This is a genomic window from Streptosporangium sp. H13245 (assembly GCF_055690525.1).
In genome coordinates, this window is the sequence record NZ_JBSZKT010000005.1 from 116,892 (window position 1) to 134,995 (window position 18,104).

An 18,104-nucleotide genomic window follows, 5' to 3' on the forward strand; every position below is an offset into this window, starting at 1 on the left:
TCCCACGTGACGACGGAACGGCAGAGCCTGTACGTACTGCGAAAGATCATTTGCGACCCTTGCAAAAACAGCGGGAAAGAAGAGGTGTGCCGCTTCTCAGGGTGACGGTCCGCTTACGATGAGATCCCCTCCCTGGATCAGGTGGCCATGGTGGAGACGCGAAGGCATGACGTGTCGCAGCCTCGGATGCGCGACGCGGTCGCCGCACACGACTACGGGAAAGTGGTACGGCTCGCCCGCCGTGCCCAAGGTTTGACGCAACAGGAGCTCGGCGTTCGGGCGGGTTACTCGGCCGCGACGATTTCGCGGCTGGAAACCGGACATCAGGCGTTGGACGACATCACCACGCTTCGCATCCTTGCCCGCGTGCTTGACATTCCACCGTCGTGGCTGGGGCTGTCGTCCCCGCTCACGTCGGAGGATTCCCCGGTGGGCCGGAGCGTCCACCTTCGCTCCACGGCCGCTCCCGTTAGTGTTGAACCTCACCTGGCAGGGGAGGATGACGCCGTGAAGCGACGCCGGTTTCTCGCCGGGCTCACCGGTCTGACCGGGGCGGCCCTCCTCGCGGGACCTCAGGAGGCGGTTGACGCCGCGACGATGGCTCAGCGTCTCGAACGGTTCCTCACCACGGGCACCACCGGAACCCCGGCGACCATGACCGAGTTGCGCGCGGCTCTGGACGTGGCGCGTACGACGTTCGACGCCTGCCGGTACGGCGATCTGTCGATCATGCTTCCCCGGGTCGCGGCCACCGCTCAGGCCACCCTCGCCCAGGTGGAAGGGCGGGAGCGGGAACGGGTCAACGCCTACCTCGCGGACGCCTACATGCTCACCAGCGAGTTCGCGGTCAAGCTCAATCAGGACGGCATGGCCTGGGTGGCGGCCGACCGTGCCCTCGCCACGGCCGCCCTCTCGGGTGACCCGTTCACGACCGCCGGGGCCTCCCGGGCTGTGGCGATCGCCATGCGGCGTCAGGGGCGTCACGAGGGTGCGGTCGGTATGCTCACGCGCACCGCGCTCGATCTGGGGGCGGACAGTGGAACCCCAGAGCCGCAGACGCTTCAGGTCTATGCCGCCCTGCTATGCACCGCCGCCTACTCGTGTGCCCAGAACGGCCTGAGGGCCCAGTCGCTCGATCTGGTCGGGGAAGCCGAGCAGGCGGTGGCCCGTCTTCCTGAGGCCACGTCGCGGGGGAGGCTTCCGACGCCCGCGAACGTCGCGGTGTATCGGGTCGGCATTCATACCGCCCTCGGTGAGCCGGGGGTCGCTCTCGATCACGCTCGTGGGGTGAACCACCGCCTGCTTCCCACTCCTGAACGCCATGCTCGCTGGTGTGTTGACACGGCTCGCGCCTGGGAGCAGTTTGGTCGCCGGGATCGGGCGGTGACCGCGTTGCTCGCCGCCGAGCGGACCGCTCCCCAGGAGATTCGCCGCCCCTCGGTGTCCACGCTGATTTCGGGAATGCGGTACGGCACGGGCCCGGTCCCCTCGGAGCTTCACGCGCTGGCTATTCGTAATGGCCTGAACTGAGCCGGTCAGCTGTTTTGTGACTGGTGTTTCTGGGGGTTCCGCGGCGTACGGCTGCATTGTATGGTGAGAAGGGGTTTTCTTTGGCGCTCGCCGTGCGCTCCTTTCGAAAGTAACGCTTCAGTTACGGCGGCTCGCTCCGAACGGTCTCGTACGGATCGCTTCAGCCGCACGGCGTTCACAGGGCGGCCGGAGAGTGAGCGGCTACGGTCGTACGCCGTGCGGTGGGAGCGGGCACAGCGGAGGTGGGCGGGTGTTCCGGACGGCTTGAAAGAGCCCGTAACCACCGCGCCCGCGCAGGCCGGAGGCCTGGATCGCCGGAGAGTGACTGAGACGGCCGTCCGGAATGCCCGCCCACCGTAGCGTGAACGACGCCGAAGCCGATCAAGGCCGGGTGAGGCTCTGGCCAGGGGTTACGGCCCTACCTATATGTCTGGATTGGGGGGACATGGTGGGCGTGGCGGCCGTCCTGGGCGGGGGTGTCCAGGCCCCAGGGAACCGTCAAGCGGGGTTCACCTGGGCTGTTTTTCGGTCATCTGTAAGTCATGGCGCACCTTGTCCGAAACATGTATGAAACACCATGCTGCCGAGATTCACAGATGTGAAACACACAAGGTCGCACCTTGAAACGGTGGAAGAACACGCTGTGGCGCAACGTCAGTGCGCGGCCGGTCGATGGAGCCCAGGAAGCGATCACTGCGCTTGTGAAACCGGCCACACGCCATTTGTAAGGGAGGGTCGCGTCGAATGAAGATCGATAGCGGCACCACTGCCTGGATGCTCACAGCCACCGCGCTGGTGCTGTTGATGACTCCCGGCCTCGCGTTCTTCTACGGAGGAATGACAAGGGCCAAGAGTGTCCTGAACATGATGATGATGTCGTTTGTCAGCATCATCACCGTCACCATCGCCTGGGTGCTTTATGGGCACTCGCTGACCTTCACCGACAACGGCAGCGAGCTCGTCAACAAGTTCATCGGCGGCTTCGACGCCCTTGGACTGCAGAGCCTGGTCGACACCGCCACCAAGGACGATGGCACGGGTATGCCGAGCCTGGTGTTCTCGGCCTTCCAGCTCACTTTCGCGATCATCACCGTCGCGCTGATCAGTGGTGCCATCGCCGACCGCGCCAAGTTCGGCGCCTGGGTGCTGTTCACCATCGTCTGGGCGACCATTGTCTACTTCCCCGTGGCCCACTGGGTCTGGGGTAACGGCTGGCTGTTCAACCTCGGCATCGAGGACTTCGCCGGTGGCACCGTGGTCCACATCAACGCGGGAGCCGCGGCCCTGGCGCTGGCGCTCGTGCTCGGCAAGCGCGCCGGATGGCGCAAGGAGCCGATGCGGCCGCACAACCTGACCCTGGTCCTGCTCGGCGCCGGTCTCCTGTGGTTCGGCTGGTTCGGTTTCAACGCGGGCTCCGAGCTCGCGGTGGACGGCACCGCCGGCCTGGCGTTCATGAACACCCAGATCGCCACCGCGGCGGCGGCGGGCGCCTGGCTCGTGGTCGAGAAGCTCCGCGACGGTCACGCCACCAGCCTCGGTGTCGCCTCCGGCGCCGTCGCCGGTCTGGTCGCCATCACCCCGGCCTGTGGTTTCGTGGACCCCTGGGCGGCTCTCCTCCTCGGCCTCGTCGCCGGTGCGGTCTGCGCCTACGCGGTGGGCCTGAAGTACAAGCTCAACTACGACGACTCCCTCGACGTGGTCGGCGTGCACCTGGTCGGCGGCGTGATCGGCGCGGTCTCCCTGGGCTTCATCGCCGCCTACCCGTTCCTGGAGCAGCAGAGCCCCGGCCTCCTCTACGGCGGCGGTGTCAAGCAGCTGGGCCTGCAGATCCTCGGCCCGGTCGCGGTCGGCGCCTACTCCTTCATCATCACGTGGATCATCGCTAAGATCATCGACAAGACGATGGGCTTCCGGATCGGCGCCGAGGAAGAGGTCACCGGAGTCGACATCACCTCCCACGCCGAGACCGGTTACGACCTCGGCACCATCCACTCCTCGGGTGTGGCCGCCGTCAACGGTCCGGCCCCCGCCCCGGCGTCTAAGAAGGTGGACGCATGAGACTCATCACCGCGATCATCAAGCCGTTCAAGCTCGATGATGTGAAGGCGGCCCTGGAGCAGTTCGGGGTCAAGGGCATGACGGTCAGCGAGGCCAGTGGTTACGGCCGCCAGCGTGGTCACACCGAGGTCTACCGAGGTGCCGAGTACCAGGTCGACCTGGTACCCAAGGTTCGCCTCGAAGTGCTCGCCGAGGAGGAGGATGCCGAGGACGTCATCGACGTCATCGTCAAGGCCTCGCAGACCGGCAAGATCGGTGACGGCAAGGTCTGGTCCGTTCCGGTGGACACGGTCATCCGCGTCCGCACCGGGGAACGCGGACCTGAGGCGCTCTAACCGGTGAGAGGCGACACTCGCTCGTACGCCGCGGCCCGTAAGGAACGGGCCGCGGACATCGACCGCTGGCTGACGGACCTGGTCCGCACCGCCGTCGGTACGCCGTACGGGTCCAACGGGGGAACGACGAGAAACGACGAGCGCGGCGCCCTCAGCGGAGTCGCGCTCGTCGCGGTTGGAAGCCTCGGGCGCTCCGAGCTCGCGCCGGGCAGTGACCTCGACCTGGTCCTGCTCCACGACGGGCGGGAGGACGTGGCGCGCATCGCCGACCGCATCTGGTACCCGATCTGGGACTCCGGGGTCGGCCTCGACCACTCGGTGCGGACGGTGGACGAGGCGGCCAAGGTCGCCAGGGAGGACCTCAAGGCGGTCCTCGGCCTGATCCAGGCGCGGCACGTGGCGGGGGATCCGGAGCTGACGCGCTCGGCGCGCGAGGTCGTGCTCGCCGAGTGGCGCGCCGACTCCCGGCGCCGCCTGGGCGAGCTGCGCGACGCCGCGGACAAGCGGGCGGAGGCGAGCGGTGAGCTGGCGTTCCTGCTCGAACCCGACCTCAAGGACTCCCGGGGCGGCATCCGCGACGTGCAGGCGATGCAGGCCGTGGCGGCGGCCTGGGTCGCCTCGGCGCCAGGCCCCCGGGTCCGCGAGGCCTACGAGCTGCTGCTCGACATCCGGCACGGCCTGCACCTGGTGACCGCCCGTGGCGCGGACAGGCTGGTGCTCCAGGAGCAGGACGCGGTCGCGGGAGTTCTCGGCCTGCTCGACGCCGAGGCGCTGATGCGCAGGCTCGCCGAGGCCGCCAGGACGATCGGGCACGCCTTCGACGCCACCTGGCGCACCGTCGACCGGCTGCTGACCGGCCCCACCCCCCGTGGCCGCCGCCCGCTCGCCGACGGCGTCGTCGAGCACGGCGGGGAGGTCGTGCTCGCCCGCGGGGTCAACCCGCGCAAGGACCCGGTCCTGGTGCTGCGCGCCGCCGCAGCCGCGGCCGAGGCGGGGCTGCCGCTGGCGCCCGCCACCGTCACCACGCTGGCCGCCCAGTCGCCGCCGCTGCCCGTGCCCTGGCCGGACGAGGCGCGTGACGCGCTGGTGGCACTGCTCGGCGCCGGTCGCGCGGCCGTGCCCGTCTGGGAGGAGCTCGACCAGGCGGGGGTGCTGGTCCGCCTGCTGCCCGACTGGGAGCGGGTGCGGCACCGCCCGCAGCGCAACCCGGTGCACCGCTACACCGTCGACCGGCACCTGATCGAGGCCGCCGCGGGGGCCGCCTCGTTCACCCGCGAGGTCTCGCGGCCCGACCTGCTGCTCATCTCCGCGCTCCTGCACGACATCGGCAAGGGATACCCCGGCGACCACTCCACCACCGGCGCCGTCGTCGCCCGCGACATCGGGACCCGGATGGGCCTGCCCCCGGCCGACGTCGACATCCTGGAGACCGTGGTCCGCCACCACCTGCTGCTGCCCGAGACGGCCACCCGCCGCGACCTGGACGACCCGGTGACGATCTCCCGGGTGGCCGAGGCCGTCGGCTCGCGCGAGGTCCTCGAACTGCTGGCGGCCCTCGCGGTGGCCGACGGCCACGCCACCGGGCCCGCCGCCTGGAACTCGTGGAAGGCCTCGCTCGTCGCCGACCTGGTACGCCGGGTGCGTTCGGCGCTCTCGGGCACCCCGCTGCGCCCCGCGCCCTCGCTCTCGGTGGAGCAGGCGTCCCTGGCCCGCCACGGCGGCGGCGCCGTGCGCGTCAACGGGGGAGCGGTCACCGTGGTCGCGCCCGACCGCGCCGGGCTGCTCTGGCGCGCGGCCGGGGTGCTGGCCGCGCACCGGATGGTGGTCCGCGCCGCGTCGGCCGCCTCGGCGGGGGCGACCGCCGTCATCGAGTTCTCGGTCGTTCCCGAGTACGGCTCACCGCCCGACCCCGCGACGCTGGAGGCCGACCTGAGACTGGTCCTGGCCGGACGCCTCGACATCGAACAACGCCTGGCCAGGAGGACCAGGTCGCTGCGCCCGGCCCGGGTGCCGGTGGCGCCGCCGAGGGTGAACCTGGTGGACGACGCGTCCAACACCGCGACCGTCATCGAGGTGCGAGCCCATGACCGTCCGGGGCTTTTGTGGCGGATTGGTAGAGCATTTGGCGAATGTGGTCTTGACGTACGGGCCGCCCGTGTGGAGACTCTCGGCGCAGAGGCGGTGGACGTCTTCTACGTGGTCGACCGAGCCGGCCGCCCGCTGACCGACGAGGTCCAGCGGGCGCAGGTACGGGATCAGGTGCTGGCTGCCCTGCGGTAACCGTAAAAAATCGGTCTCTCGTCGCCTTCGTAACGATTAAAGTCGGTATGTCGGGTTTGCCGATTTTTTGCCATGACCTTGTGGTCTGATGTTGTCCACTTGTGTCGTGATTGAGGGGTAGCGAGAGCGGTGACTACGGCGACATCCGAAAGCGGAGGTGCTTCGGCACCCGACCGTGGCAAGCGGCCTGCCGCCCGGTTCGGCTTGAAAAACTGGCGCGTCCGTTCACGTCTGACGGCCCTGATCCTGGTGCCGACGGCGGTGGGCGTCGTGCTCGCCGGTACGCGTGTGGTGGCCTCCGTCGACAGCGTCGCGGGATACCAGCGGACCGCCTCCGCGGCGGAGTACTCCGGCGGGCTCCGCGATCTGGCCCAGGCGCTCGGGCTGGAACGTGACCGTGGCGCCTGGTCGTCGTTCCAGCCCTCGAACAAGAGCTTGAAGGACAGCTCCGACGCGCAGCGGAAGACCGTGGACGCGCTGGTCAAGAAGGTGCGGCTGGAAGTCCAGGCGATCGACGACTCCTACGGCGCCCGAGTCGTCGAGGCGGCCAAGGACGTGGCCTACCAGCTGGAGGGCCTGTCCGAGCTGCGCAATCTCGCGGGCATCACCCGTGTGGAACGGTACAGTTTCATGATCGCCCCGCTGCTGACGCTCCACGAGGAGCTCACACTGGTCAGCGACGACCCGGAGATCATCGGCAACACCCGCGCGCTCAGCGCCCTGGCGTACGCCAAGGAGGAGGTCTCCAAGCAACGCGCCCGGCTGCTGGCCGGCTACTACGCGCCCTCGCTCATCAACCCGCAGGAGGTCGAGAAGTTCATCGCCTCCCGCTCCCGCATGGACGAGTACGAGGCGGACTTCGGCGTCGAGTCGACCCCGGAGAACGCGCAGCTCCTCGCCACCGCGATGATCGACGAGAAGGTCCACCGGGCCGAGCTGATCAAGGCCAGGGTCATCGTGCTCGCCAGCGACCCCAATCGCACCGGGCGGCTGCTGTCCGACTTCAACGAGGTCAAGCAGTGGTTCTCGGACAACACCACGGTCCTCGACCGGATGCGCAAGGTCGAGACCAAGGTCGCCGGTGACGTGGTCACCCGGGCCAGGGACCTGGAGGACGCCGAGCAGCGCAACGCGATCGTCACCTCCGGGCTGATCCTGCTCCTGCTCCTGCTGGTGCTCGGCCTCACGGTCGTCATCGCCCGCTCGATGGTGACGCCGCTGCGCCGCCTGCGCGCCGAGGCGCTGGAGGTCGCGAGCTTCAGGCTTCCCGAGGTCGTGCGAAGGCTCCGGGTCTCCGGCGACACGCGCACGCCCGACGTCGATCCCATCCCGGTCGACAGCAGCGACGAGATCGGCGAGGTCGCCAAGGCCTTCGACGAGGTCCACCGGCAGGCCGTGCGGCTGGCCTCGGAGGAGTCCGAGCTCAGGTCCAACATCAGCGCGATGTTCGTCAACCTGTCACGGCGCACGCAGACCCTGGTCGAGCGGCAGATCTCGCTGATCGACGGCCTGGAGAAGGGCGAGGAGGACGGCGGCCGCCTGGCCGACCTGTTCCGGCTCGACCACCTGGCCACCCGCATGCGCCGCAACTCCGAGAACCTCCTGGTCCTCGCCGGTCACGAGCCGACCCGCAGGCGAAGCCAGCCGGCCAAGCTCGTCGACGTCGTCCGCGCCTCCCTGTCGGAGGTCGAGGACTACGAGCGGGTCCAGGTCAAGGTGCACCGTACGATCTCGGTCGCGGGCAGTGCCGCCAACGACATCGTGCACCTGGTCGCCGAGCTGGTGGAGAACGCCATCCAGTTCTCCCCCCGGGCCAGCCAGGTCGTGGTGTCCAGCAGCGTCATCGAGGGCGGCGGCGCGCTGCTCGCGGTCAGTGACCCGGGCATCGGCATGACCCACGAGGAACTGGTCGAGACGAACCGCAAGCTGGCCGACCCGCCCGTCGTCGACGTCTCGGTGTCGCGGCGCATGGGCCTGTTCGTGGTCGGCCGCCTGGCGCTGCGCCACGGCATCCGGGTCCAGCTGCGCCCGCAGGAGGGCGGCGGTCTCGTCGCCATGGTCCTGTTCCCGCCCGCGCTCATCGTCCAGGCGGTCCAGCCGGTGCAGACGCCGTCCTGGGGGGTCGAGCAGGCTCCCGTGCAGGACCTCTTCACCCAGGCCCAGGCGCCCGCGGGTCGCCCGCCCGTCGAGCGGCCCTCGTACGGGCACACCCATCCCTCGTTCGAGCAGGGGCAGTCGCCGTTCGGGCAGGACCCGTTCGGGCGGTCGCCGTTCGAGCAGCCGTCGTTCGGGCAGGGCTCGTTCGGCCAGGCGTCGTTCGGGCAGGCGTCCGTGGAGGCGCCCTCGTTCGGCTCCGGCCGCCCGGCCCCGGACTGGCCGGTTCCCGCGGGTCCCTCCGGCCCGGCGGGGAGCGGCCCGCCCCTGCCCAAGCGCCAGGTCAACGGCAACGGGGGTGCCTCCGCTCCCGAGTTCTCCCCCTGGAGCCAGTCCTCGTACGAGGACACGGCGACGGGGGTGATGCCCGGGGTGGGCGTCTCCCCGCTCGAAGCCGAGCAGGAGGAGTACCTGCCGATCTTCGCCTCGATCGAGTCCGCCTGGTTCCGCCGCGCGGAGGAGGCGGGCGGGACCTCGGGAGCGACGGCGTCCCCCGTCTCGGGGAGCGGGTTCCACGAGCCGGAGGCCGCGTGGGGGGAGGAGCCGACACCCCCGTCCGGCATGCCGGCTCGCGAGACACCGCCGACGAGAGAGCAGGTGAGGGCCGTGGCGGCCGAGCGACCCGCGCCGGAGGGCGACCCGGACGGCTGGAACACCCCCGCCGACGCCGGGTGGCGCGCCGCCCAGGCGGCGAGCGAGCCCGCGCTCGGCGGAGTGACCTCGGCGGGCCTGCCCAAGCGCACTCCCAAGGCGAACCTCGTACCCGGTACGGCCGCCGCCGTGCCGTCCAGCCCCATGCCGCCCATGTCACCGGACAGGGTGCGCAACCGTCTGTCGAGCTTCCAGCAAGGCGTACGGCGGGGCCGCGCCGAAGTAGTCGAAACCACCACCAGGAACCTGGTGGACGAGGAGGAGGGCTCGTGACGATCCTGAGTCATGAGGCACGCAGGTTCGACTGGCTGATCACCGAGTTCGTCCGTGGCACGCCCGGTGTCGCGCACGCGGTGTGCGTCTCCGCCGACGGGCTGAGGATCGCCAGTTCCGAGGGGTTCCCGCCCGACAGGGCCGACCAGCTCGCCGCCGTCTCGGCGGGACTGCTCAGCCTGACGGTGGGCGCCTCCCGCGTGTTCGAGGGGGGCGCCGTCACCCAGACCGTGGTCGAGATGGAGCGTGGCCTGCTGCTGGTCATGGCGATCAGCGACGGCTCGGTGCTCGCCGTGCTGGCCTCCCCCGACTGTGACATGGGGCTGGTGGCGTACCAGATGACGATGCTCGTCGACAGGGCCGGGCAGGTGCTCACCCCGGCGCTCCGTGCCGAGCTGCAGTCCTCCCGGGGCCGGTGATGACCGCGCTCGCGCCCGGTCTCCCCACGGGAGAGGCTCGTGCTCGGCACTGACGGAACCGGGGACGACGAGCCCCTGTTCCGTCCGTACGCCGTGACCGGCGGCAGGTCGGAGCCCCGGTTCCACATGGCGATGGAGGCGCTGGTCTCCTCCTCCTTCATCATGGAGGAGGACCTGGCGCTGCTCACCCCCGAGCAGGATGCGATCATCAGGCTCTGCCGTTCGTACCGCTCGGTCGCCGAGATCTCGGCGCTGCTGAGGGTCCCGCTCGGCGTGGCCCGCGTGCTGGTGGCGGATATGGTCGACGAGGGCTTCGTCCGCATCCACCAGCCGCATCTCGACGAGGGACAACCGGACCTCAACATGCTCGAAAGGGTTCTCAGTGGACTTCGCAGGCTCTAGCCAGGGTGGCCTGACGTCAACGAAGATCGTTGTCGCGGGTGGGTTCGGCGTCGGCAAGACCACGTTCGTGGGGGCGGTGTCGGAGATCGTGCCGCTGACCACGGAGGCGGTGATGACCGACGCCAGCGCCGGGATCGACGACCTCGGGCTGACCCCCCACAAGACCACCACCACGGTCGCGATGGACTTCGGCCGCCTCTCGCTGGACCGGGACCTGATCCTGTACCTGTTCGGTACGCCGGGTCAGCACCGGTTCTGGTTCATGTGGGACGACCTGGTCCGTGGCGCGATCGGCGCCGTGGTCCTGATCGACACCCGTCGGCTCGCCGACGGCTTCCCGGCGATCGACTACTTCGAGGAGGCCAAGCTCCCCTTCGTGGTCGGCGTCAACGGCTGGAACGGGGAGTTCCCGCACCACGAGGAGGAGGTGCGGGAGGCGCTGACGCTGGCTCCGCACATTCCCGTGGTGCGGACCGACGCCCGTTCCCGCGAGTCGGTGAAGAGCACGCTGATCACGCTGGTCGAGCACGTGCTGCGGGTTCGCACGGCCTACGGCACCTCGGTGTAGTCCCGGGTCATCCGGCGTTCCCCCGGGGGACGGGCCCGCGCTCCGCGGGGTCGTCCCCGGACGGGGTTCAGCCCGGTATCCACTCCTTCCAGGTTATTTTGTTGGCGTCGATCCACTTCTGGGCCGCCTGGGCGGCGTCGAGGCCGTTGTTGGTCATGTCGTTCGCCACCACGTTCTGCTGCTCGTTCGTCCAGGTGAAGTTCCGGACCAGCTCGTAGGCCCTGCCACCGGTGTCGGCGAACCGCCTGCTCACGATCTTGTCGAGCAGGTAGGGCGGGTAGTCGCACCTGACCTTGGCGGGGTCGGCGTCGCAGCCGATCGCGTACGGCGGGAGGGTGATCTTCGCCAGTTTGATGTGGGTGAAGAGCCACTGCGGCTCGTAGAAGTACATCAGCAGCGGGGTCCTGTCGCGGGTCGCCCGTTTGGCGGCGTCGATCAGCGCTTTCTCGCTCCCCGCGTAGACGACCCGGTAGTCGAGGTCGAGATTGCGGACCAGGGCCTCGTCGTGGGTGACATATGAGGGATCCCCGTCGAGTATTTGACCTAAATCGCCGGACTTATCCGTTTTGAAGAGGTGGGCGTACCTGTTGAGCTGCCGCCAGTCGGTGATGCCGGGGTACTTGTCCACCATCCACTGGGGGACGTACCAGCCGATGACGCCCCTGGGGCCGCTCCTTCCGGCGGAGACCGCGACCTTTTTGTCCTCGATGTAGGTCTGCTTCAGCGCCTCCCGTCCCCAGTTCTCCACGATCACGTCCACCGTGCCCTTTTCGAGGCCCTCCCAGGACCGGGGCGGGTCGAGGTTCACCGTCTGCACCCGGTAGCCGAGCTCCTGGGTCAGCAGGCGGCCGATGACCGCGGCACCGGCCTCGTAGCCCGCCCACCCGTTGACGGCGATCCGCACGATCCCGTCGCCGGAGGCCGGGGCCGCCGGTGCGGCTGACCCCTGGCCGGTGCACGCGGCGAGGGAGAGGAGCAGCGCGGCGAGTGCCAGGAGGCGGGGCCGGGTTCGGGCGGGCGGGCGGGAACCGCGAACCTGGCTCGCGGCGTCGCCGGGTGTGGCCACGGTCTCCTCCAGGGCTCGCCGCCCGGATCCGGCGGACCGGGGACGCGGTGAGGGCTACGGATGCAGGGAGTCAAGATATGGCGTAAATATCGTGAATCACAATGTTGTGGTCGCCCCGAAGTCGGAGAGCCCCGCCGCAGGCCCTGGGTGGAACGGTGCAAACGGCCATACAGGTCGGGAAATACGTAATGAGAGTATTCGGATGGCCGAAACCGGCGTTCCAGTCATAGCTGGAGCCCCTGATCCAGTCCCTACTTCACCACGAATACGCATTTATAGAGCTGCGTTCGCTTGGCCCCACACGTTGATATGTGCTCGAATTGCCGGGAACCACGGGAAATTTGGCCATAGGTTCATCCACCGAGAGGGCAGCGTTCGGTGAGTACACACGAGATCCACGGCGCGGGCGGTCGTCTGCGCCTGCGGAACTGGCGGGTGCGCCGTCGCCTGGTCGCGCTCATCCTGGTGCCCACGATCGCCGCGGTGCTGCTCGGCGGTGTCCAGGTGTTCGCCTCGATGCGCGCCGCGGGCGACTACCAGCGGGTCAACGACCTCGCCAGGCTCTCCGCCCGCGTCAGCACGCTCACCCACGAGCTGGCCGAGGAACGCGACCACACCGCCTGGTTCATCGCCCGCGGCCGCCCGCAGGACGGCGTGGAGGACGTACGGGCCCAGATGGACCTGGTCGACAGCTCCGTGGCACGCGTCCGCGAGAGCGGTTCCCTGCTCGGCGCGGAGGTGACCGGCCGTACCAGGGCCGAGGTCGAGACCGCGATCACCCGCCTGGACGACCTCCCCCCGCTGCGCGAGCAGGCCCTGAGGTCGACACTGCTGCCCGACGCGACCATCGGCGCCTACACCCTGGTCATCGCCGACCTGCTCTCCCTGCACGACGAGCTCGGCAAGGGCGTCGCCGACGACGTCCTGTTCGGCCAGGCGCTCACCCTGGACGCGCTCGCCCGCGCCAAGGAGGCCCTCTCCTTCCAGCGGGCGCTGCTGACGGTGGTGCTCGTGGCCGGACGGTTCGAACAGGGGCAGATGGAGCAGTTCCTCGGCGCGCTCTCCACCGAGCGCAACGAGCGCAGGACCTTCGCCGCCGAGGCCGGAGCCCGGGACCGCCGCCTCTTCGACGAGACCGTCAACGGCCGTACCGCCGAACGCGCCGAACTCATCCGCGAGCTGGTCCTGCTCCGCGCGTCCTCGGGCACCTCGCTGCGGGGCCTGGACCTGGAGCGGAAGGACGACGCCAAGGAGTGGTACGACGCGGCCACCGTCACCATCGGCCACATGCGCGAGGTCGAGGAGCGGTACGCCCAGAACATCGTCGCGCGCAGCCAGCGGCTCGGCGACGACGAGCAGAACCACGCCCTGATGGTCGCCACGGCCGTCGCCGCCCTGCTGGCGCTCGTGCTGGTGATCACGATCGCGGTGGCGCGCTCGCTGGTCAGACCGCTGCGGCGGCTGCGCAGGGAGGCGCTGGAGGTCGCGGGGGAGCGGCTGCCCGCGTACGTCCAGCGGGTCCGCGAGTCACACGGAGGGGAGATCGTCGCCGACGTGCCGCCGATCGGGGTAATGTCGCGTGACGAGATCGGCGAGGTCGCCAGGGCGTTCGACGAGGTCCACCGGGAGGCCGTCCGGCTGGCGGGTGAGGAGGCCAGGCTGCGCAACACGGTGAACGCGATGTTCGTCAACCTCTCCCGGCGGAGCCAGACCCTGGTGGAACGCCAGCTCAGCCTGGTCGAACGGCTGGAGCGCGGCGAGCGCGACGACCAGCGGCTGGCGGACCTGTTCAAGCTCGACCACCTCGCCACCCGCATGCGCCGCAACAGCGAGAACCTGCTCGTCCTCGCCGGGCAGGAGGTGGCGCGGCGCTGGAGGCAGCCGGTCGAGCTGATGGACGTGGTCAGGGCCTCGCTGTCGGAGGTGGAGAACTACGAGCGGGTGACGAACCTGGTCCAGTCGGAGGTCGCCGTCGCGGGTCCCGCGGTGAGCGACGTGGTCCACCTGTTCGCCGAGCTGATCGAGAACGCCGTCTCGTTCTCGCAGCCGGACACCCGGGTCACGGTGTCCAGCAGCCGGATCGACGGCGGCGGCGTGATGGTCTCGGTGACCGACAAGGGCATCGGCATGACGCTCGACGAGCTCTCGGAGGCCAACTGGCGCCTCGCCAACCCGCAGGCCGCCGACGCCTCGGTCGCCCGCCACATGGGCCTGTTCGTCGTCAGCCGCCTCGCGCTCAAGCACGGTATCCGCGTCCAGCTCCGTCCCCAGGACTCCGGCCTGGCCGCGATGATCCTGCTCCCGGAGTCGCTCCTCGTCTTGCCGCCCGTGGGGATCCAGCAGACCGGCTACCCGTCGCCCGCCTTCCCCGGTACGCCGGGCGCGGCCGGTCTTCCCGCCGGGGTGGTCGGCTTCCCCGCGGGCGGGGCCGGTTCGGCTTTCCCCGGGTTCCCCGGTGACGCGGGCGCTTCGCCGTTCCCCGGGTTCCCCGGTGACGCGGGCGCTTCGCCGTTTCCCGGGTTTCCCGGTGATGCGGCCGGTTCGCCGTTTCCTGGTGACGCGGGTGATCCGCATGGTTCGCCGTTCCCCCGGTTCCCCGGTGACGCGGGTGATCCGCCCTTCCCCCAGGCTCCCGGCGCGGCCGGTTCGCCGTCGCCCCACGCTCCCGGGGTCGCGGGACCGCCTCCGAGGGTTCCGCTGCTCGCGGCGCCCACGGCCATGCCACCGGCGCCTCCCGCCGACCGGGTGGCGCCGCTGCCCTCGCGGGTCAGGCCGGACGCGACCGCGCCGAGCGTGTGGAGCCCGCCCGCGGAGCGGCTCCGCCCGCCGGGGGAGCGGGGAGGGTTCCCGCAGCCGCCCCCCGGCCCGTTCGACCGCTTTCCCGGGCCGCTCGACTCCCCGTCCGGCCAGGTCCCGGCGGAAGGGGAGGACGACTTCCTGCCGATCTTCGCCTCGGTCGAGTCCGGCTGGTTCCGGATCGCCGACCCCGCCCGGGACTCCGCCGCGGACCCGGCGGGCCCCGAGGCGGGCGCCACTCCCGGCGCCTCAGCTTCCGGCGTCCCCGCCTCCGGTGATTCTCTTTCCGACGCCGGTCCCGTGGCCGGGGTGTCCCGGGCCGAGCCGGAGTCGTGGACCTCGCCGGGCGACAGCGGCTGGCAGGCCGCGCAGGCGGTGAACACCCCCGCGCACGGTGGTACGACCTCGGCCGGTCTGCCCAGGCGTACTCCCCGGGCCAACCTGGTCCCCGGCTCGGTCGCGCCTCTCGTACGGCCCGAGCCGTCCCCCGCGCCGGAGGGCGCGCCGCGCCTCTCGCCCGAGCGGGTGCGCAGCCGCCTGTCGAGCTTCCAGGAGGGCGTGCGCAGAGCGCGCAACGAACTCCCGAACCGGGAACAGTAGTGCGGGCCGACAACCGGGACCAGGGACGGGAGCGTCGCGACGGCCGCGCCCCCCGACACGACGAGCGGCACGACGAGCGACGAGGCAAGGGGTGGGACGAGGGGTTGGACGACACGCCCCGGTACGGCTTCCCCGCCGGGTCACCGGGTGAGAGGTCCGGCTTCGCGCCGTTCGCGCACACCGCCGAGGCCGGGTCACCGGGTGGGAGATCAGGCTTCGCGCCGTCCGTGCACGCCGCCGAGGCCGGGTCACCGGGTGAGAGGTCCGGCTTCGCGTCCGCCGAGGCCGGGTTGCCGGTGCGGGCGTCCGGCTTCGCCCCGTTCGTCCAGGCCGCCGGGACCGGGTCACTGGGATACGGCACGCCGGGGGAGGCGTCCGGGTTCGGCACTCAGCGGGACGGGCGCTTCGGGTACGGGCCCGAGCACGACGAGCACGACGATCACGCCGAGGAGGAGAGCTCGCTGATCCGGATGTACGCCGTGACCGGAGGGCGGGTCGTCCCGAGTTCCAGGCTCGCGATGGAGGCGCTGGTCTCGACCACGACCACGACCACGCTCGGCCTGTCCTACATCAGGGAGTACCGCTTCATCAGTGACCTGTGCCGCAGCATCCGCTCGATCGCCGAGATATCCGCCCTCCTGAGCGTCCCGCTCGGCGTCACCCGCGTCCTGGTCTCCGACATGGAGTCCGAGGGCCTGGTACGGATCCACCACCCCCGGGTCACCGCGGCGGGCCCCGGGCCCGACCTCCTCGAACGCGTCCTCAACCACCTCAGGGGCTAGGGCGTCCCGGTCTCAGGCGAGCCACCAGCGGGCGGCGACGAGCTCGGCCACCAGGGTCTCGGTCAGCAGCGCCACGTCGGGGTCGTCGTCGTGGAGGTAGCGGACGGAGGCCCTGGCGCCGGGAAGGTCGCCGCCGACGGTCAGGACGGTGGAGCCGCGCTGCCGGATCCAGTCCATGGCCTGCTCGTCGTAGCGGGAGCCGGGGAACACGATGGCGCGGTAGTCGAGGGTCTTGGTGAGGTAGACGTCCACGTGGGCCCAGTCGCCGGTCTCGCACGCGTCGGCCGCCCTGCGAGGTCCCTCCCGGAACATCAGGGCCGACTGCTCGGCCGAGGACAGGTGCTCGGCGGGGGCGATCGTGTAGACGCCGTGCGGTCCGTCGAGCAGCGCCGCCGCCGGTTCCAGCCACTCGCCGCGGCGGCCGAGCAGGTCGGCGGTGGCCTCGGCCGTACGGCGGAGCAGCCCGGGCACGTCCCGGCGGGGACCGTCGGGCACGGCGAGACGGTCGCCGAGTGCCAGGAGCAGGGCGAGGGTGTGCTGGAAGGTCCGGCAGGAGACGCCACCGCGCTCCTCGCCCGCCAGCATCGGGACCACCAGGTCGGCGCCCTCGGTGACGGCCGAGTCCGGGTTGTTGGTCAGCGCGAGGACGAAGGACCGGCCCCGGTGGCGGGCGACCGCGTCCAGGGTCTCCCGGCTGCCGCCGGTGGCGGAGATGGCGACCACCAGGGTGTCCTGGCCCGGCGGGTAGGACAGGGCGGCGGAGGCGTACTCGGCCACGGCGTCCACCCCCGAGGCCCGCAGGCGCAGCGCGGCCACCCGGGCGGCGTACCGGGAGCTGCCCATGCCGAGCAGGAGCACCCGCCGGATCCCCGAGGGGATCCCCGCGAAGGGGTCGCCCGCCTCCAGGGCGTCGGCCAGGGCGGCCAGCGCGGCGGGCTTGGCCTCCAGGTCGGCGAGGTACAGCTCGGGAATCACGAGGTCTCCTTCATCGAATGCGTCGGGTTCGTCGGTTTCAGCGGGTTCACCGAGTCCGGCGAAGCCCAGCAGGTCCAGCAGGTCCAGCAGGTCCAGCGGGTCCAGCGGGTTCACCGGTATCGGGACCGCAGCACGCCCATCGGGGCGTAGCGCCAGCGGGGGAGGTGCCTGGCCGCGTAGACGAGCTCGCGGCACTCCTGCTCGATCTCGAACGGGCGCAGCAGGGAACGGTCCAGAAGCGCGGTGTGCCCCAGCTCGTCCAGCCGCCCGAGGTAGGCCGACTCCAGGGTGGCGCGGGCCGTGGCGGTCCACCCGGCGATCACCCCGGGGTCCGCGTCGCGGCGCCTGATCGCGACCTGGCCGACGTGTTCGAGGCTCGTGGTGAGCTGGGCGAGGTCGCGGGCCGCGGGCTGGAAGGGGTCGGCGCCCGTGACGGTCGGGTTGCCGTCGAAGTCGATCACCGCGTAGCCGTCCCGCCAGCGCAGGATCTGGCCGACGTGCAGGTCACCGTGGATGCGGATCAGCGGGGTGGCCGCCACGGAGGCGAGGGGCGCCAGCTCGGCGCGGAGGGTGTCCGCGTGCTCCGCGAGCCAGTCGCCGTCCTCGCCGCCGGTCAGCGCCAGCGCCTCCTCCAGCGCCCCGCCCGCCCGGAGCGACCACGGGCTCTCCCCCGTCCGTACGGCGTCCGCGTGTCGTACGGGGCCGGGGAAGGTTGCGGAGGGGGTCGCCATCGCCGCGTGGAGGTCGGCGGAGAGGACGCCCAGGTCGGCGGCGAAGGAGACTCCGCCGGAGACGGCCTCGTCCACACACCACTCCCAGCCGTCACGGGCCTCGGGCAGGTACGCGGTGACGAGGGCGACCAGCAGCTCGGAGCCGTCGCCGGTGCGCCGCGAGACGGCCGCGTACGGTGTGGCGGTCGCGGTGAAACCGATCTCCGTCAGGTGCGCGAACATGTCGGGGGCGGGCTGGGGGAGCGGCGCTGGCGGGGTGAGCCATTTCACGACGACCTTCTCGCCGACGACCACCGAGTGGTTGGTCTGGTCGACCTCGAACCCCCGTTCGGCCCCGCGAACGGCTCCGTCGATCGATGACAATTGAGTGTCGATTGAGAAAAGAGTAGTGATCGCCACGGGGAGCGATTGGAATCGACGTACGCCGAACGGGGCGGGAACATCGCAGGTCAGAGCCCTGAGGAGCGCACTGGTCCGCCCGTCG

13 protein-coding genes are annotated in these 18,104 nt (G+C 70.7%); 10 read left to right on the forward strand and 3 right to left on the reverse strand.

Translation table 11 applies throughout. The features are described 5' to 3' along the window. Nucleotides 1–147 precede the first annotated feature (147 nt). From ACW9TB_RS12145 to ACW9TB_RS12180, 8 genes are all read left to right on the forward strand, one after another. Nucleotides 148–1,530 (forward strand): helix-turn-helix domain-containing protein, encoded by a 1,383-nt coding sequence (locus ACW9TB_RS12145; RefSeq protein ID WP_472748239.1) that lies wholly within the window; start codon nt 148–150, stop codon nt 1,528–1,530. 744 nt (nt 1,531–2,274) lie between these two features. After that, on the forward strand, nt 2,275–3,588 hold the full coding sequence (locus ACW9TB_RS12150) for an ammonium transporter (protein WP_472748075.1): 1,314 nt from the start codon (nt 2,275–2,277) through the stop codon (nt 3,586–3,588). Further along, nucleotides 3,585–3,923, forward strand: coding sequence for a P-II family nitrogen regulator (locus ACW9TB_RS12155; RefSeq protein ID WP_350948726.1), 339 nt, complete (start codon nt 3,585–3,587; stop codon nt 3,921–3,923). Before ACW9TB_RS12150 ends, ACW9TB_RS12155 begins: the two co-directional genes overlap by 4 nt. A 3-nt stretch (nt 3,924–3,926) precedes the next feature. Next, nucleotides 3,927–6,203, forward strand: coding sequence for a [protein-PII] uridylyltransferase (locus ACW9TB_RS12160; protein ID WP_472748076.1), 2,277 nt, complete (start codon nt 3,927–3,929; stop codon nt 6,201–6,203). A 249-nt stretch (nt 6,204–6,452) separates the two neighbouring features. Next, nucleotides 6,453–9,281, forward strand: a complete 2,829-nt coding sequence (locus tag ACW9TB_RS12165) for a sensor histidine kinase (RefSeq protein WP_472748077.1) — start codon at nt 6,453–6,455, stop codon at nt 9,279–9,281. Then, nucleotides 9,278–9,700: a roadblock/LC7 domain-containing protein gene (locus ACW9TB_RS12170; protein WP_472748078.1), complete on the forward strand. Its 423-nt coding sequence runs from the start codon at nt 9,278–9,280 to the stop codon at nt 9,698–9,700. The genes ACW9TB_RS12165 and ACW9TB_RS12170 overlap by 4 nt, the downstream gene beginning before the upstream one ends. Before the next feature lie 39 nt (nt 9,701–9,739). Beyond that, nucleotides 9,740–10,102, forward strand: coding sequence for a DUF742 domain-containing protein (locus ACW9TB_RS12175; RefSeq protein ID WP_344919297.1), 363 nt, complete (start codon nt 9,740–9,742; stop codon nt 10,100–10,102). After that, entirely contained in the window at nt 10,083–10,670 is a 588-nt protein-coding gene (locus tag ACW9TB_RS12180) for a GTP-binding protein (RefSeq protein ID WP_472748079.1), read from the forward strand. The genes ACW9TB_RS12175 and ACW9TB_RS12180 overlap by 20 nt, the downstream gene beginning before the upstream one ends. Nucleotides 10,671–10,737: 67 nt before the next feature. Here the strand turns inward: ACW9TB_RS12180 and ACW9TB_RS12185 are convergent, their stop codons facing one another. Next, nucleotides 10,738–11,736 carry an ABC transporter substrate-binding protein gene (locus tag ACW9TB_RS12185; protein WP_472748080.1) on the reverse strand — a complete coding sequence of 333 codons (999 nt, stop codon included), beginning with the start codon at nt 11,734–11,736 and terminating at the stop codon, nt 10,738–10,740. A 378-nt stretch (nt 11,737–12,114) separates the two neighbouring features. On the opposite strand from ACW9TB_RS12185, the gene ACW9TB_RS12190 reads away from it, so the two are divergent. Continuing rightward, on the forward strand, nt 12,115–15,132 hold the full coding sequence (locus ACW9TB_RS12190) for a sensor histidine kinase (protein WP_472748081.1): 3,018 nt from the start codon (nt 12,115–12,117) through the stop codon (nt 15,130–15,132). Then, entirely contained in the window at nt 15,132–15,914 is a 783-nt protein-coding gene (locus tag ACW9TB_RS12195) for a DUF742 domain-containing protein (RefSeq protein WP_472748082.1), read from the forward strand. Before ACW9TB_RS12190 ends, ACW9TB_RS12195 begins: the two co-directional genes overlap by 1 nt. Before the next feature lie 12 nt (nt 15,915–15,926). Here the strand turns inward: ACW9TB_RS12195 and ACW9TB_RS12200 are convergent, their stop codons facing one another. Together ACW9TB_RS12200 and ACW9TB_RS12205 are read right to left on the reverse strand one after the other, a co-directional pair. Then, nucleotides 15,927–17,003 (reverse strand): SIS domain-containing protein, encoded by a 1,077-nt coding sequence (locus tag ACW9TB_RS12200; protein ID WP_472748083.1) that lies wholly within the window; start codon nt 17,001–17,003, stop codon nt 15,927–15,929. After that, complete coding sequence (locus tag ACW9TB_RS12205) at nt 17,000–17,983, reverse strand: hypothetical protein (protein WP_472748084.1); 984 nt, start codon at nt 17,981–17,983, stop codon at nt 17,000–17,002. The genes ACW9TB_RS12200 and ACW9TB_RS12205 overlap by 4 nt, the downstream gene beginning before the upstream one ends. Nucleotides 17,984–18,104 lie beyond the last annotated feature (121 nt).